The sequence below is a fragment of the Streptomyces bikiniensis genome (assembly GCF_000716625.1).
In the GTDB taxonomy this organism is placed as follows: domain Bacteria; phylum Actinomycetota; class Actinomycetes; order Streptomycetales; family Streptomycetaceae; genus Streptomyces; species Streptomyces bikiniensis.
Window position 1 is genome coordinate 125,289 of record NZ_JNXJ01000010.1, and the last position, 13,689, is coordinate 138,977.

The following is a 13,689-nucleotide window of genomic DNA, read 5'->3' on the forward strand; positions in this document are numbered from 1 at the left end:
AAGGTCGTCGGGGCGGGGTCAGGCGCGGGGGGCGGGGAGGCGGAGCCGCCCCGGGAGCCTGCCGAGCAGGTCGCTCACCCCGGTGAGGCGCAGGGGCCGGGCCAGGAGGGCGAAGACGGCGAGGATCGCGAGGGCTCCGGCGATCCCGGCGGGGACGGCCCCGGCCGGGCCGGTCAGGTCGGTGACGAGGATGCCGTAGCCGGTGGCGGGCACGGCGGCGACGAGCAGCCGCGCGAGCCCGGCGACGGAGCCGCCGGGCCCATGGGTCCCCCGGCCCCCGAGCCGCCTCCGCAGCACGTACGCCGTCACCCCCCACCCCGCCCACAGCGCCAGCGAGTACGCCCCTGCCATCCCGGCGACGGTCCAGCGCGCGGGCAGCAGGAGGTACGAGGTGAACGAGAGGCCCGCGTTCAGGCCGGCGATCACCAGGTTGAGCAGGAAGGGGGTGCGGGTGTCGCGCAGGGCGTAGAACGCGCGGGTGCACACGTACTGGCCGGAGAGGGCGATCAGGCCGGGCGCGAGGGCCATCAGGATCCAGGCCATCGCGCGGATGTCGTCGCCGTCCGTCGCCCCGTACCGGAAGACGACCGTCATCAGGGGCACGGCGAGCGCGAGGAGCGCGCAGGCGGCGGGGACGACGGCGGCGGAGCTGGTCCGCAGCGCGTACGAGACGTCCCGCCGGACCCCGGCGAGGTCGCCGTCGGCCGCGGCCCCGCTCATCCGGGGCAGCAGGGCGGTCACCAGGGAGACGGTGACGATGCCGTGCGGGACGGCCCACAGGAGGTAGGCGTTGTTGTACGCGGCGAGGCCCGAGCCGCCGTCGGCCGCCGTGCCGCCCGCCGAGGTCGCGATCCAGGTGGTCACCCAGTACGCGCCCTGGTTGGTGAGGACGAGCAGCACCAGCCAGCCGGCCGACCGCAGCGGGGCCGCGAGGCCGCTGCCGCGCCAGTCGAACCGGGGCCGCCAGCGGAACCCGGCGGCGCGCAGCGAGGGCACGAGGGCGAGGGCCTGGAGCGCGATTCCGGCGGTGGTGCCCCAGCCGAGCAGCGCGACCTCGCCCTCGCTGAGCGCGCCACCGTCGCTCACCGCCAGGAAGAGGCCGAAGACCGCGACCACGACGACGTTGTTGAGGACGGGCGTCCACGTCATGGCGCCGAACCGGCCCCGGGCGTTGAGGACCTGCCCGAGGAGCGTGAAGAGCCCGAGGAAGAGGATCTGCGGGAGGCAGGTGCGGGCGAAGGCGACGGTCGTCTCCCGTTGCGCACCCGTGTAGTCGGTGTACGTGTCCACGATGAGCGGCGCGGCGAGCACGGCGACGGCGGTGAGTACGACGAGGGCGAGGGCGCAGAGCGTGAGGAGCCGGTCGGTGTAGGCGACGCCGCCGTCCTCGTGCTCCTTGGCGGCCTTGACCAGTTCGGGGACGAAGACGGCGTTGAGGGCGCCGCCGAGGAGGAGGGTGTAGACGATCGTGGGGACGGAGTTGCCGACCGCGTAGCCGTCGGCGACGACGGCCGCGCCGAGCGCGGCGGCCACGACGGAGGCGCGGACGAAGCCGGTGGCGCGGGAGACGAGCGACCCGGCGGCCATGAGGGCGCCGCTGCGGAGGACGGAGGGGGCCTTCGCCTTGGGAGCGGGGGCGGGGACGGGGACGTCCGGGGTGCCCGCCACGGGCGCGGGTACGGGTGCAGGCGCGGGTACGGGTACGGGTGCAGGCGCGGGTACGGGTACGGGCGCAGGCGCGGGTACGGGCGCAGGCGCGGGTACGGGCGCCGTCATCGGCGCGCCAGATAGGCCTGGAAGGCACGGTACAGCGCCTGGTTGGTCGTGCCCCGCATCGGTGTCTCCCACTCCCCCAGCGTCTCGACGACCCGGCCGCCCGTGCCGAGCTTCCAGCGGAGGAGCCCGTGGGCGCGGTCGCCCGGATCAAGGGTGGAGGGTACTCCGCGCAGGTCGTAGACGGCGGCGCCGAGGGCGTGGGCGTCGAGCAGCATGCGCCACTGGAGGGCGTTGGAGGGCCGGACCTCGCGCCGGTGGTCGGCGGAGGCGCCGGTCTGGTACCAGACGCGCCCGCCCACGGTGACCATGGTGTGCGCGGCCAGGACCTCGCCGCCGTGCCGGGCCAGGTAGAGCTTCATCCGGCCCGGCTCCTCGGCGTTGAGGACGGCGTACTGGCGCTCGTAGTACGCGAGCGAGCGCCCGAGCCGGAACCCGTCCCGCTCCTCGGTGATCCGCAGCAGCCGGTAGAACTCGGGCAGGTCGGCGGCGGAGCCGACGATGACCTCGACACCGGCCTTGCGGGCCTTGCGCACGTTCCTGCGCCACTCCTGGTTGAGCCCGGTCCACAGGTCGTCGGCGCTGCGGCCGGCCAGCGGGACCTGGAAGACGTGCCGGGGCTGGGCGTCGGCGCCGTCCTCGGAGTCGCCGCCGCAGCGCCGCCAGCCCCGCGCCCGGAGGCGTTCGGCGACGGCGGTCCCGAGCGGGTCGACCTCGTCGGCGAGGACGTCGGAGAGCCGGCGCCCGGGCCCGGTGGCGGCCTTGACGGTGGCGGCGTCCCACCGGCGGTGGGCGGGCCCGGGGCCGATGCGGACGGCGAAGGCCCCGGAGGCCCTCAAGTGGTCGAGGAGCGGCCCGAGCCAGCCGTCCAGGTCGGGGTCGGCCCAGTCGGCGACGGGCCCTTCGGGTAGATAGGCGAAGTATCTACGGGTCCCGGGGAAGGGCCGCAGGAGCACCAGCGCGACACCGGCCAGTTCACCGCCCTCGGGCCCCCAGCCCACCAGTTGGTGGCACCATCCCTCCTTCACCCTTGCCCACGCGGGCACTTGGAGGAAGCTGGGGCCGTCCGCGCCGCCCCGGGTCGCGAGGAAGGCGCGGTACGCCTCGGGGGTCACGGGACCGAGCCGGAGAGGGGCGGGGCGTCCGACGGACGCGGCCGTCACGAGCAGAGCCGACACAGCGGGGCCTCCTGGTTCCGCCCCTCGGTGGTGGGGCGCACAGCAGGCTCACAGCCGAATGCGACGGAGCCGCGCGGCGCGTGTGACCGGACGATGACCGTTCCGTCGCAGCCCACGTCACACGGGCGTTCGGAAACCTCCGACCCGTTCCGACCGTCCTACAGTCCGGAACATCCCACTCTTTCCCACCCGCGGAGGCCTTCCGTGCTGCCGATACGCACATCCCGTACCACCCTCGCGGCCGTCGCCCTGGCGGTCTCGCTCACGGCCTGCTCCGCCCGGGCGGCGGACACGTCCCCGGAGGCGCGGCCCGCGGCGCCACCGGCGAAGGTGACGGTCGTGGACAAGACGGCGGGCAAGCCGGTGACGGTGACGGCGGCGGACGGCAAGCTGGCCGCGGTGAAGGTCACCGACGCGGAGGGCGGGACCCTCACCGGCCGTACGGACGCGAGCGGCACGCGCTGGACGTCGGACCGCAAGGCGGCCCCGGGCACCTCGTACACGGTGGAGGTCACGGCCGGCGGCACCGACGGCAAGGAGACGACGACCCGCTCCTCCTTCTCCACCCCGGACCCCGAGAAGGTCAACAAGCTGACCCTCGCCCCGGGCAAGAACACCACCGTGGGCATCGCCCACCCCCTCTCGATCGTCTTCGACCACCCGGTGACGAAGAAGGCGGACGTCGAGAAGCAGCTCAAGGTGACGACCTCGAACAACACCGAGGGCTCCTGGGGCTGGGTCAAGGACTGGTCGGGCCGGGACAGGGCGGACTGGCGGCCGAAGGAGTACTGGAAGCCCGGCACGAAGGTCACCCTCGAGGCGGACCTCAACGGCACGGACTCGGGCGGCGGCTGGTTCGTACGGGACTACGCCACGGGCTTCACGGTGGGCGACGCCCAGGTGGTGAAGGTGGACCTGGACAGCCACAAGCTGACGGTGCGGAAGAACGGCAGCACCGTCCGCACGATCCCGGTCTCCGGCGGCACGCCCGGCGGCGACAAGCGCTCCTGGCGGGGCACGGCCGTCCTGATGGCGAAGGAGGGCACCATCAACATGAACTCGGAGACGGTCGGCCTGGGCGACGCCTACGACAAGATGGTCGACTACTCGATGCGCCTGACCTGGTCGGGCATGTACGCCCACGCGGCCCCGTGGAACGCGCGCCACTTCGGCAACGCCAACAAGAGCTCGGGCTGCATCGGCATGAGCGACGCCGACGCGGCCGCCCTCTACGCCCTGGTGAAGCCGGGCGACCCGTTCGAGATCGAGGGCGCCGACACGAAGGGCACGGTCGCCGAGGGCAACGGCTACGGCGCGTGGAACGTGAGCTGGGCGGACTGGAAGGCGAAGAGCGCGCTGAGCTGAGCCCGCTCCCCAACAGGCCCACCCACAAGGGTGGTTTACGCGATTCGCACCTCCGGCCCGCGACTCCCTGACTACGCTCGGCGACGCAGCGAAAGGAACGCCGTAGGCCGGAGGTACTGACCGTGGTCAACATCCAGGAGCTCGACCCCAACGCTTCCCCTCTGGACTACTACGGCTGGGAACTCCGCCGCCGCAGGGAGGAACACCGACTCACGCAGCAGCAGCTCGGGGACGCCATCTTCTGCACGGGCTCCCTCGTCGGCCAGATCGAGACAGCGAGGAAGCTCCCCACCCGCGAGTTCTCGGAACGGGTGGACGCGGCCCTCGGTACGGGCGGGACCTTCTCCCGGCTGATCGGCCTGGTGCTGCGCAGCCGGTTGCCCTCCTGGTTCCAACCGGTCGCGGAGTTGGAGGTCCGCGCCACGTACATCTCCACGTTCCAGACGCAGGTCGTGTACGGCCTGTTGCAGACGCCGGAGTACGCGCGGGCGCTGCTCGCCGTCGACTATCCGGACAAGGCCGAGGAGATGGTGGCGGCCCGGCTGGAACGCCAGCGCGCCCTGGAGCGCACCGAGCCGCCGGCCCTGTGGGTCGTCCTGAGCGAGGCCGTACTGCGGCAGGAGGTCGGCGACCGCGAGGTCATGCGCGGGCAGTTGGCGCACCTGCTGGCGTTCCGCGACAACCCGTGGGTGCAGATCCAGGTGCTGCCGTTCTCCGCCGGTGAGCACACGGGACTGATGGGGTCGTTCACCCTCTTCAGGTTCGACGACGACCCCGACATCTTCTACACCGACGGTTACGACCAGGGTCACATGACCGCCAATCCGCCCGTGATCAAGGAACGTTCCGTCGGCTACGCTCGGCTGCAAGCCACGGCCCTCTCTGTCGAGGACTCGGCGGCACTGATCACCCGCGTGATGGAGGAATGCTATGGAGACCCGTCCTGACCTGACCGGAGCGCGGTGGCGGAAGTCCTCGTACAGCGGCACCAACGGCGGCGAGTGCGTCGAGGTCGCCGACGGCTTCCCCGGCGCCGTCCCGGTCCGCGACAGCAAGAACCCGGCGGGCCCGGCCCTGGTCATGGGCGCCGAGGCGTGGCAGGCGTTCGTGGAGGGGCTCCGCTAGGAGCCCTCCCCGTCACGTCATACCGGTTTCGAGCCGGTCAGTGGTCTTGCCGGGGTGTCTGGGAGCGAAAGCTGTGGCCGAGTTCGGTGCCCAGTCCGTAGTAGTGGCGGAAGTTGTAGATCAGCGGGCTCCACGCGGACGGATCGATGTGCTGAGATCCGGGGACGACGACATGCGGATGGGCGTGGACCCTGAGCACGTGGGCTTCGACGATGAGGAACGCCCCGGAGGCGTCGGGTTGGACCCGGGCGGCACGTGCCTCCAACTGGATGGGGCATTCGGCGGCCCTGGGCGGCCGGACCAGCTCGGAGGGTTCAGGTCGCAGGCCGGCGGCGGCGAACTTGTCCGGCTCGAAGCGGTAGGTGCCGCGCTTGCTCGCGGGTATCGGGGTGCGTCCGGTCAGCGGTGCCAGCCGCTCCACCGCCGGCCACTGGGCCGGCGCGGGGAGGTTGACCACGAGATCGGGGCGGCTGAGGAGATTGTGCGCGGTCTGTCCCTCGGGGCCCAGACCGAGGACGAGGACATGGCCGAGCGCCCAGGCCGAGGACATCGGCGCCAGGTTGAAGGAGCCGTCCTCGTTCTCCGTCGAGATCAGTACGACCGGCGTTCCGAAGTACAGAACGCTCGGCTCGATGGTCAGATGGGCGGCCGATGCGTCGGGCACGGTGCCGGGTGTCGCGGTGTTCATGGGAATCGACCCTAGGGCGGGGACTCTTCGGTGATCACCGAAGAATCGCCCGGTGGACGGGGGACGGCCATGCGCGACGCATGACGCGCACCCGGAGGGCCCGGCGCGTCGGCCGACCCGCGAGACGGTCGGGAGCACACGCCTAACCCAGGCGCCGCATCTCCCACACCAGTACCTCCGCGTCACCGGTCGCGAGCAGGCTCAGGTCCTTCTCGTCGGTGGCGCGGGCCGCGTCGCCCGTGGCGAGTTCCTCCGTGCCGACGCGGACCGTGCCGCGTGTCACGTGGGCGTAGACGAAGTCGCCGTCCGGGAGCGGTGTCCGTTCGGCGTTCTTCAGGCGGTGGACGCGGAGGGTCGCGCCCGGGACCTCGTACGCGAGGTCCCCGTCGTGGCCCCGTACCACCTCGTACGTCGGCTTTCCGTCGAACGACGGCGGGGCGAGCCACATCTGGACGAAGACCAGGGGGGTGCCGGCGTCGTTGCGTTCGACGTGGCGGACGCCGGAAGCCGCGCTCAGGTGCTGGAGGTCGCCCGCGCGGACGACCGTCGCGCGGCCCGTCGAGTCGCGGTGGGTGAGTTCGCCCGACACGACCCAGGTGACGATCTCGGTGTGGCTGTGCGGGTGCTCGTCGAACCCGGCCCCCGGGGCGAGGCGCTCCTCGTTGCAGGCGACCAGCGAACCGAAGCGGAGGTTGTCGGGGTCGTAGTGCGGGCCGAAGGAGAAGGCGTGCCGGGTGTCGACGCCCGCCGCCGGGTCGCCGCCGGGGTACCGCTCGTCCGCGCGCTGGATGCGTATCACGGGCCCACCGTAGCCGTCCGCCCGCCCCCCGCCGGGGGCGAACCCGCCCCGACCCCGCACGTCGGCGTCCGGATAAGGCAGTCTTGTCCCCGTGCCTGAACCCGTGAACGCCTCCCATCCGCACGCCGCGACCCTGAAGCGCCTGGAGCAGTCCTCCGGGCGGCTGGCCGCCGGTGCCATCGCCCGCATGGACGAGACGCTGCCGTGGTACCGCGCGATGCCGCCCGAGAACCGGTCGTGGATCGGCCTCGTCGCCCAGGCCGGCATCGCCGCGTTCACGGAGTGGTTCCGGCACCCGGAGACCCCGCAGGCGATCTCGACGGACGTCTTCGGCACCGCGCCCCGCGAGCTGACCCGGGCGATCACCCTGCGCCAGACCGTGGAGATGGTCCGGACCACCATCGAGGTCATGGAGTCGGCGATCGAGGAGGTCGCCGCCCCCGGCGACGAGTCGGTGCTGCGCGAGGCGCTCCTCGTCTACGCCCGGGAGATCGCCTTCGCCACCGCCCAGGTGTACGCGCAGGCCGCCGAGGCCCGGGGCGCGTGGGACGCGCGCCTGGAGTCACTCGTGGTGAACGCCGTGCTGTCCGGCGAGGCGGACGAGGGCGCCGTGTCGCGGGCCGCCGCGCTCGGCTGGAACTCCCCGGAGCACGTGTGCGTGCTGCTCGGCACGGCCCCGGACGGGGACAGCGAGCTGACGGTGGAGGCGATCCGCCGGGCCGCCCGGCACGCCAAGCTCCAGGTCCTCACCGGGGTCCTCGGAAACCGGCTCGTCGTCATCGCGGGCGGCAACGACAACCCCCTCGCGGTGGCGAAGGCCCTGATCGGGCCGTACGCGCCGGGTCCGGTGGTGGCCGGTCCGGTGGTCCCCGACCTGCTCGCGGCGACGCGTTCCGCGCAGGCGGCGGCGGCCGGTCTGAAGGCCTGCTCGGCCTGGCAGGACGCCCCGCGCCCGGTCCTCGCGGACGATCTCCTTCCGGAGCGGGCCATCGCCTCGGACCCTTCGGCGCGCGAGCAGTTGGTGGAGGAGATCTACAGACCGCTGGAGGAAGCCGGGTCGGCGCTCCTGGAAACTCTCAGTGTCTACCTGGAGCAGGCGAGCAGCCTGGAAGGCGCGGCGCGGATGCTCTTCGTCCACCCGAATACCGTGCGCTACCGGCTTCGACGTGTGACCGACGTCACCGGTTGGTCACCCTCCGACGTCCGCTCCGCCTTCACCCTGCGGATCGCGCTCATCCTGGGACGCTTGGCCGACGGCGAGACGCAGTCCTAGACTTTTGTCGAACACCGACAATTCCCCCGACGGTTCTTCGTCCCTGTCCCCACGGGCGCTCGGAGCCGTCCCCAAGAGAGAGTGTGAGGGTGCTCGTACTCGTCGCTCCCGGCCAAGGCGCCCAGACGCCCGGCTTCCTGACCCCCTGGCTCGAACTCCCCGGCGCCGCCGACCGCGTGGCGGCCTGGTCCGACGCCATCGGGCTCGACCTCGCCCACTACGGCACGAAGGCGGACGCGGACGAGATCCGTGACACCGCCGTGGCCCAGCCCCTCCTCGTCGCCGCCGGCCTGCTCTCCGCGGCCGCGCTCGGCGACGACCTCGCGCCCGGCGTCGTCGCCGGCCACAGCGTCGGCGAGTTCACCGCCGCCGCGTTCGCCGGCGTCCTCGACGACACCGCCGCGCTGCGGCTCGTCCGGACCCGCGGGCTCGCGATGGCCGAGGCCGCCGCGATCACGGCGACCGGCATGTCGGCGCTGCTCGGCGGCGACCCCGAGGTCACCGTCCCGCACCTGGAGAAGCTCGGCCTGACGGCCGCCAACGTGAACGGCGCGGGCCAGATCGTGGCCGCCGGCACCCTGGAGCAGCTGGCCGCCCTGGAGGCGGACAAGCCCGAGGGCGTCCGCCGGGTCGTGGCGCTCAAGGTCGCCGGCGCCTTCCACACCCACCACATGGCCCCGGCCGTGGCGAAGCTGGAGGAGGCCGCGGCGAAGCTGTCGCCGGCCGCCCCGACCACCCGCTACGTGTCCAACAAGGACGGCCAGGTCGTCATGGACGGCGCCGAGGTCGTGTCCCGGCTGGTCGGCCAGGTCGCCAACCCGGTCCGCTGGGACCTGTGCATGGAGACCTTCCACGACCTGGGCGCGACGGCGCTGATCGAGGTGTGCCCCGGCGGCACCCTGACCGGCATCGCCAAGCGGGCCCTGCCGGATGTGGCCACGGTCGCCCTGAAGACTCCCGACGACCTCGACGCGGCCCGTACGCTCGTCGCCGAGCACGCGGCCGTCTGACTAGGAGTGTCGAGAAGCATGTCGAAGATCAAGCCCAGCAAGGGCGCCCCGTACGCGCGGATCCTCGGCGTGGGCGGCTACCGTCCCACCCGGGTCGTGCCGAACGAGGTGATCCTCGAGAAGATCGACTCGTCCGACGAGTGGATCCGCTCGCGCTCCGGCATCGCCACCCGCCACTGGGCCTCTCCGGAGGAGACCGTCGCCGCGATGTCGGTGGAGGCCTCCGGGAAGGCCATCGCGGACGCCGGGATCGGCCCGGAGCAGATCGGCGCCGTGGTCGTCTCCACGGTGTCGCACTTCCACCAGACCCCGGCGATCGCGACGGAGATCGCGGACCGGATCGGGGCGGGCAAGCCCGCCGCGTTCGACATCTCGGCCGGCTGCGCGGGCTTCGGCTACGGCCTGACCCTCGCCAAGGGCATGATCGTCGAGGGTTCCGCGGAGTACGTGCTCGTCATCGGCGTCGAGCGGCTGAGCGACCTGACGGATCTGGAGGACCGCGCGACGGCCTTCCTGTTCGGCGACGGCGCCGGCGCCGTGGTCGTCGGCCCGTCGGACGAGCCGCACATCGGCCCCACGGTCTGGGGTTCCGAGGGCGACAAGGCGTCGACCATCAAGCAGACCGTCCCGTGGGACGAATTCCTCCCCCACTCTCGGCTTCGCTCGAGCGGGGGGACCCCTACCGGTGACATCTCGAACCTGCCGCTCGACTCGCAGGGCGCCGTCAAGTTCCCCGCCATCACGCAGGAGGGTCAGGCGGTCTTCCGCTGGGCCGTCTTCGAGATGGCGAAGGTCGCCCAGCAGGCCCTGGACGCCGCCGGCATCACGGCGGACGACCTGGACGTCTTCATCCCGCACCAGGCGAACATGCGGATCATCGACTCGATGGTGAAGACACTGAAGCTGCCGGAGCACGTCACGGTCGCCCGCGACGTGGAGACCACCGGCAACACCTCGGCCGCCTCGATCCCGCTCGCGATGGAGCGGCTCCTGGCGACCGGGAAGGCGAAGAGCGGCGACACCGCGCTCGTCATCGGCTTCGGGGCGGGTCTCGTCTACGCCGCGACGGTCGTTACCCTCCCCTAGGCACCCGGATCTCCCGGAAGCCCCTTACCGAAGCAATCACAGAAGGAGCGCCACCATGGCCTTCACCCAGGAGCAGATCGTCGAAGGTCTCGCCGAGATCGTCAACGAGATCGCCGGCATCCCGACCGAGGACGTCCAGCTGGACAAGTCCTTCACCGACGACCTGGACGTCGACTCGCTGTCCATGGTCGAGGTCGTCGTCGCCGCCGAAGAGCGTTTCGAGGTCAAGATCCCGGACGAGGACGTCAAGAACCTCAAGACCGTGGGCGATGCCGTCGACTACATCCTGAAGCACCAGGGCTGATCCGGCCCTCGCTGTCCCGGTCAGCCACCCGGCGGTGGCGCCGCATTCCGACCATCACACACATGGAGAAAGAATTCCTGTGAGCTCGACCAATCGCACCGTGGTCGTCACCGGTATCGGCGCAACCACACCGCTGGGTGGCGACTCCGCATCGACCTGGGAAGGTCTGATCGCGGGACGCTCCGGCGTCCGTACGCTTGAGGGCGAACGTTTCGCCGAACTGCCCGTCAGGATCGCCGCGACGGCCGCCGTCGAGCCCGGCGACGTCCTTCCCCGGCCGCTCGCCCGCAAGCTGGACCGCTCGGCGCAGTTCGCCGTGATCGCGGCCCGCGAGGCGTGGGCCGACGCGGGCTACACCGCCCCGGCCGGTGAGGACCAGAAGATCGCGCCCGAGCGGCTCGGCTCCGTCATCGCCTCCGGCATCGGCGGTGTCACCACGCTGCTCGACCAGTACGACGTGCTGAAGGAGAAGGGCGTCCGCCGCGTCTCCCCGCACACCGTCCCCATGCTCATGCCCAACAGCCCCTCGGCGAACGTGGGTCTGGAGGTGAACGCCCGGGCGGGCGTCCACACCCCGGTCTCCGCGTGCGCGTCGGGCGCCGAGGCGATCGGTTACGCCGTCGAGATGATCCGCACCGGCCGTGCCGACGTGGTCGTCGCCGGCGGCACCGAGGCGGCGATCCACCCGCTGCCGATCGCCGCCTTCGCCAACATGATGGCGATGTCCAAGAACAACGACGAGCCGGAGAAGGCCTCGCGCCCGTACGACACCGGCCGTGACGGCTTCGTGCTCGGCGAGGGCGCGGGCGTCGTGGTCCTGGAGTCCGAGGAGCACGCGAAGGCGCGCGGCGCGCGCGTCTACTGCGAGGTCCTGGGCCAGGGCCTGTCGGCCGACAGCCACCACATCGCGCAGCCCGAGCCGACCGGCCGGGGCATCGCGGCCGCGATGCGGAACCTGCTGGAATCGACGGACCTGAAGCCGTCCGAGGTCGTCCACCTGAACGCGCACGCCACGTCGACGCCGCAGGGCGACACCGCCGAGGTCAAGGCGCTGCGGAACGTCCTGGGCGACGACCTGGACCACGTCGCGATCTCCGCGACGAAGTCGATGACGGGTCACCTCCTCGGCGGCGCGGGCGGCATCGAGACCGTCGCGACGGTCCTGGCGCTGTACCACCGCCTCGCCCCGCCGACGATCAACGTCGACGAGCTGGACCCGGAGATCGACGCGGACGTCGTCCGCGGCGAGGCCCGTCCCCTCCCGGAGGGCACGGTCGCCGCGATCAACAACTCGTTCGGCTTCGGCGGCCACAACGTCGTGCTGGCGTTCCGTACGGTCTGATCCCTGCGCGTGAGAGGCCCGCTCCCCGGCAAGGGGGGCGGGCCTCCGGCGTGTTCCGGGGCGTTCCGGGGCGTCAGACGACCTGGTGGAGCCAGCGGACCGGGGCGCCCTCACCCGCGTAGCGGAAGGGTTCCAGTTCGTCGTCCCAGGGCTTGCCGAGGAGTTCGGCGATCTCGGCCTCCAGCCGGGTACCGCCCTGCGCGGAGCGCGCCAGGGCGGCCCGGAGCCGGTCCTCGGGGACGAGGATGTCGCCGTGCATGCCGGTGACGGCGTGGAAGATGCCCAGGTCGGGGGTGGCGCTGTAGCGCTCGCCCTCGGCGGTGGGGCAGGGCTCCGCGGTGACCTCGAAGCGGAGCATCTGCCAGCCGCGCAGGGCGGAGGCGATCCGGGAGGCGGTGCCGGTCTCGCCCTTCCAGGAGAGTTCCGCTCTCCAGGTGCCGGGGGACGCCGGCTGGCGGACCCAGTCGAGCTGGACCCTCGCACCGAGGACGCCCGCCACCGCCCATTCGACGTGCGGGCAGAGCGCGCGCGGTGCGGAGTGTACGTACAGGACTCCACGTGTCGTCACCGGGACCTCCAGTGTGGGACGAGGTTCGCCTTTTCCCAGCGGCCTCAGTAAACATCATCGGGAGTGGATCTTCACAAACCCTCAAAAAGGGGACAGGTTGTGACGTGATGTAATTTACCGGAGCCGGTCGGCGAGGGCGCCTCTGGTTCGACGGGGGAAAAGCTACCGTGCCGCGCCGTCATCGGGGTGACGTACGGTCGGACCGATGACGGTGCACACGAAGCTTTCACCCGCGAGGACGCCGAAGGAGGGGACCGGGATGCGCGGCCGACGCCGATTCCGTACCGCCGCCGCCACCGCGACGGCGGCGCTGCTGTGCGCGGGAGCGCTGGCCGGATGCTCGTCCGGGAACCCGGAGAAGGCGGCTCCCGCCAGGAGCACGCCGGCCCCGACGCCGACGCCCACGCCCACCTCCTCCTGGAACGCCTCCCCCTCCTCCCTCGCCGCCGTCGGCGACTCCGTCACCCGCGCCTTCGACGCCTGCTCGCTCCTCTCCGACTGCCCGGAGGCCTCCTGGGCGACCGGGACGGACGCGGCCGTCAACAGCCTGGCGCTGCGGCTCCTGGGCCCGGAGAAGGCGGCCGGCCGCAGCTGGAACCTGGCGCGGACGGGCGCGCGGATGGCGGAGCTGCCGGAGCAGATGACCGCCGCGGCGGCCCGGAAGCCGGAACTGGTGACGGTGATGATGGGCGCCAACGACGCCTGCCGGCCGACCCCGGCCCTGATGACCCCGGTCGCGGAGTTCCGCGCCTCCTTCGAGACGGCCCTCGCCCGGCTGCGGGCGGCGGCGCCGGAGGCGCAGGTGTACGTGGCGAGCGTGCCGGACCTGAAGCACCTGTGGTCGACGGGCCGGATCGGCGGCGCGGCGGGCGTGTGGGACCTGGGGATCTGCGGCGCGATGCTGGCGGACGCGACGAACCTGGGGCCCGAGGCCGAGCGGCGGCGCGCGACGGTGTCGGCGCGGGTGGACGCGTACAACGAGGTCCTGGCGGAGGTCTGCGCGAAGGACGAGCGCTGCCGGTACGACGGCGGCGCGGTCCACGGGTTCCGCTTCGACGGCGCCCAGTTGAGCCCCTGGGACTGGTTCCATCCGAGCCGGGACGGCCAGGCGCGGCTCGCGGAGCTGGCGTACCGGCGGATCACGGCGGGGTGAGGACCCCGGGGCGGGTGTCAGGTGC

Annotated in this window: 14 protein-coding genes; 9 read left to right on the plus strand and 5 right to left on the minus strand. The window is 72.4% G+C overall.

The window, feature by feature from the left end; all coding sequences use genetic code 11:
* Window positions 1-18: 18 nt before the first annotated feature.
* Window positions 19-1,776 (minus strand): murein biosynthesis integral membrane protein MurJ, encoded by a 1,758-nt coding sequence (gene murJ, locus OO47_RS10540; RefSeq protein ID WP_078489569.1) that lies wholly within the window; start codon window positions 1,774-1,776, stop codon window positions 19-21.
* Window positions 1,773-2,951 carry a lipid II:glycine glycyltransferase FemX gene (locus OO47_RS10545; protein ID WP_030210818.1) on the minus strand — a complete coding sequence of 393 codons (1,179 nt, stop codon included), beginning with the start codon at window positions 2,949-2,951 and terminating at the stop codon, window positions 1,773-1,775. Before OO47_RS10545 ends, murJ begins: the two co-directional genes overlap by 4 nt.
* A gap of 204 nt (window positions 2,952-3,155) precedes the next feature.
* On the opposite strand from OO47_RS10545, the gene OO47_RS10550 reads away from it, so the two are divergent.
* The 3 genes from OO47_RS10550 (at window position 3,156) to OO47_RS10560 (ending at window position 5,441) form a co-directional block, all read left to right on the plus strand.
* Window positions 3,156-4,316, plus strand: a complete 1,161-nt coding sequence (locus OO47_RS10550) for a L,D-transpeptidase (protein ID WP_030210819.1) — start codon at window positions 3,156-3,158, stop codon at window positions 4,314-4,316.
* Window positions 4,317-4,438: 122 nt separating this feature from the next.
* Window positions 4,439-5,263 carry a DUF5753 domain-containing protein gene (locus tag OO47_RS10555; RefSeq protein ID WP_030210821.1) on the plus strand — a complete coding sequence of 275 codons (825 nt, stop codon included), beginning with the start codon at window positions 4,439-4,441 and terminating at the stop codon, window positions 5,261-5,263.
* Window positions 5,247-5,441: a DUF397 domain-containing protein gene (locus OO47_RS10560; protein ID WP_030210823.1), complete on the plus strand. Its 195-nt coding sequence runs from the start codon at window positions 5,247-5,249 to the stop codon at window positions 5,439-5,441. Before OO47_RS10555 ends, OO47_RS10560 begins: the two co-directional genes overlap by 17 nt.
* A 37-nt stretch (window positions 5,442-5,478) precedes the next feature.
* Here OO47_RS10560 and OO47_RS10565 read toward each other — a convergent pair whose 3' ends face one another.
* Complete coding sequence (locus OO47_RS10565; RefSeq protein WP_033208696.1) at window positions 5,479-6,129, minus strand: flavin reductase family protein; 651 nt, start codon at window positions 6,127-6,129, stop codon at window positions 5,479-5,481.
* Window positions 6,130-6,271: 142 nt separating this feature from the next.
* The gene (locus OO47_RS10570; protein WP_033208698.1) at window positions 6,272-6,928 is read right to left on the minus strand and encodes a pirin family protein; all 657 of its coding nucleotides are present in this window, start codon (window positions 6,926-6,928) and stop codon (window positions 6,272-6,274) included.
* A 91-nt stretch (window positions 6,929-7,019) separates the two neighbouring features.
* Between OO47_RS10570 and fasR the strand changes: the two genes are divergently transcribed.
* From fasR to fabF, 5 genes are all read left to right on the plus strand, one after another.
* Complete coding sequence (fasR, locus tag OO47_RS10575) at window positions 7,020-8,201, plus strand: fatty acid biosynthesis transcriptional regulator FasR (protein WP_030210828.1); 1,182 nt, start codon at window positions 7,020-7,022, stop codon at window positions 8,199-8,201.
* Window positions 8,202-8,290: 89 nt separating this feature from the next.
* Window positions 8,291-9,211 (plus strand): ACP S-malonyltransferase, encoded by a 921-nt coding sequence (locus OO47_RS10580; protein ID WP_030210831.1) that lies wholly within the window; start codon window positions 8,291-8,293, stop codon window positions 9,209-9,211.
* An 18-nt stretch (window positions 9,212-9,229) separates the two neighbouring features.
* Window positions 9,230-10,297, plus strand: coding sequence for a ketoacyl-ACP synthase III (locus OO47_RS10585; protein ID WP_030210833.1), 1,068 nt, complete (start codon window positions 9,230-9,232; stop codon window positions 10,295-10,297).
* A 55-nt stretch (window positions 10,298-10,352) separates the two neighbouring features.
* Window positions 10,353-10,601 carry an acyl carrier protein gene (locus tag OO47_RS10590; RefSeq protein WP_030210835.1) on the plus strand — a complete coding sequence of 83 codons (249 nt, stop codon included), beginning with the start codon at window positions 10,353-10,355 and terminating at the stop codon, window positions 10,599-10,601.
* 79 nt (window positions 10,602-10,680) lie between these two features.
* Window positions 10,681-11,943: a beta-ketoacyl-ACP synthase II gene (fabF, locus tag OO47_RS10595; RefSeq protein ID WP_030210839.1), complete on the plus strand. Its 1,263-nt coding sequence runs from the start codon at window positions 10,681-10,683 to the stop codon at window positions 11,941-11,943.
* 73 nt (window positions 11,944-12,016) lie between these two features.
* Here fabF and OO47_RS10600 read toward each other — a convergent pair whose 3' ends face one another.
* Window positions 12,017-12,511: a DUF3145 domain-containing protein gene (locus OO47_RS10600; protein WP_030210841.1), complete on the minus strand. Its 495-nt coding sequence runs from the start codon at window positions 12,509-12,511 to the stop codon at window positions 12,017-12,019.
* A gap of 259 nt (window positions 12,512-12,770) precedes the next feature.
* On the opposite strand from OO47_RS10600, the gene OO47_RS10605 reads away from it, so the two are divergent.
* Window positions 12,771-13,664 carry an SGNH/GDSL hydrolase family protein gene (locus tag OO47_RS10605; protein ID WP_030210844.1) on the plus strand — a complete coding sequence of 298 codons (894 nt, stop codon included), beginning with the start codon at window positions 12,771-12,773 and terminating at the stop codon, window positions 13,662-13,664.
* The last annotated feature ends 25 nt before the right edge of the window (window positions 13,665-13,689 follow it).

What these genes read in the sequence shown, in the direction of transcription:
- murJ (WP_078489569.1), bottom strand. Translation starts at nt 1,776, where the DNA reads ATGACGGCGCCCGTACCCGCGCCTGCGCCCGTACCCGCGCCTGCGCCC.
- OO47_RS10560 (WP_030210823.1), top strand. Translation starts at nt 5,247, where the DNA reads ATGGAGACCCGTCCTGACCTGACCGGAGCGCGGTGGCGGAAGTCCTCG.
- OO47_RS10565 (WP_033208696.1), bottom strand. Translation starts at nt 6,129, where the DNA reads ATGAACACCGCGACACCCGGCACCGTGCCCGACGCATCGGCCGCCCAT.
- OO47_RS10585 (WP_030210833.1), top strand. Translation starts at nt 9,230, where the DNA reads ATGTCGAAGATCAAGCCCAGCAAGGGCGCCCCGTACGCGCGGATCCTC.
- OO47_RS10590 (WP_030210835.1), top strand. Translation starts at nt 10,353, where the DNA reads ATGGCCTTCACCCAGGAGCAGATCGTCGAAGGTCTCGCCGAGATCGTC.
- OO47_RS10605 (WP_030210844.1), top strand. Translation starts at nt 12,771, where the DNA reads ATGCGCGGCCGACGCCGATTCCGTACCGCCGCCGCCACCGCGACGGCG.